The organism is Paenibacillus agricola (assembly GCF_011440305.1).
Lineage (GTDB): Bacteria > Bacillota > Bacilli > Paenibacillales > NBRC-103111 > Paenibacillus_S > Paenibacillus_S agricola.
Genome location: NZ_JAAOIW010000067.1, coordinates 1 through 1,431 on the forward strand (window position 1 = coordinate 1; position 1,431 = coordinate 1,431).

General features: G+C 45.8%; 1 protein-coding gene. It reads right to left on the reverse strand.

Annotation, left to right across the window (positions count from 1 at the left end; genetic code table 11):
- Positions 1-153 precede the first annotated feature (153 nt).
- On the reverse strand, positions 154-1,299 hold the full coding sequence (locus tag G9U52_RS39040; RefSeq protein WP_166158865.1) for an IS4 family transposase: 1,146 nt from the start codon (positions 1,297-1,299) through the stop codon (positions 154-156).
- Between the last annotated feature and the right edge of the window lie 132 nt (positions 1,300-1,431).

The following is a 1,431-nucleotide window of genomic DNA, read 5'->3' on the forward strand; positions in this document are numbered from 1 at the left end:
CACTAGCGTTGCATAAAACCGATCCATACTAGTAGTCGGAATATTCTGAACAACAGTTTGACTCCGTTTGCCAAAAAGTGGATCTCCTCTAAGAGGTAGCCTGCCCATTTGGTATATTATGTAATATTTATCAGGTCGAGATAGATGAAAGAATTAGCTGCGTATGCTTCGTCTTCCTGCCGATGAACGAAGGGGCTTGTAATGAATGCGAGCCAACCAGTCCGCTTCGGATTTCCACAACAAAACTTTGAGCCAGCGACATAGCTCCAACAGGCTACTCTTCGTACCTGTCTCCATCTTCATTAACACGAGCAGACAAAAGGCGATCAGTGCCATCCATACCTGGTTCATTACCGCTCGTTCGCTGGTTCCGTAAAAGGTCTTTATCCGAACATGCTGCTTCATCCACTTAAAAAAGGTCTCTATCGCCCAGCGTTCGCGGTAAATCTGCCCGATTTCATCCGCGCTCAGATCGAATCGATTGGTTAGAATGGCCACGGGATTCCCTTCGGAATCTACGCTGTGGATAAGACGCACTATGTTCTCCATTCGCTTCTGCGGTGTTCCGACAATGACCATCTCATCCGTGAGCACACCGCTATCCGCGGGCAGCGCGAAGGATTCAATCGGGCGAATCACTGCGTTTTTCTTCGTTCGAGTGACAAAGAAAATACCGCGATCACAGTAGTCGTCGAACCTGGCATAATCGATGTAACCACGGTCGAACACATAAGTGAGACCGACTTCATCGACCAAGGCATCCAACTGACTCCGATCATTTTTCTTAGCTGGAGTGAGGATCACCTTCTCGGGAATAACGGTCTCATCGTCGATGTACGCAAGTCGAAAGTGAAGTTTCACACCCGCTTTAGTCTTGCGAAACTCCGCCCATTTATACTTTTGGAGGCAAAGCCCAATGGTGGTAGAGTCAATGATTCTAAAGTCTTTTCGTAGGGAAGAAGGTGCCGTGCTCTGACGAATACGAAGAACTAGCTCCATAAAAACCTGTTCCAGTAAGGCAGAATCGACTTGATTATGCTTGCGACTTAACTGAGAAGCAGAAATGGACGGTAACCCAAGTTCTTGCTGAAAGTCTTTGCAAAGCACATCGGCTGCAATTTCGCGCAGTCCATCTCGTTGTTGAATCTGAGCATGCAAGAACAATTTTAGGTAAGCGTAGGTCGTGAACTTCTTGACGTATTTATCTTGTTCCCCTTGGGCGACTCGTTCTGTGAACGTCTTCGCACAAATGGGAGAAATCCATTTACCAAATGAAGAAAATAGGGTATTCTTGTCCATGGGCTTAATCCTTTTCGATGGATTATGGACAGGTGCTACCTGACCATTTCATTGTAAAGGATTTTTTTATGCCTGAACGATAGAAAGTCGGAAAATTATGAAGATTCAGAGAAAATTAATGCAACGCTAGTG

Bases quoted from the DNA above. Each gene is read 5' to 3' on its own strand.
- G9U52_RS39040 (WP_166158865.1), bottom strand. From the start codon at position 1,299: ATGGACAAGAATACCCTATTTTCTTCATTTGGTAAATGGATTTCTCCC.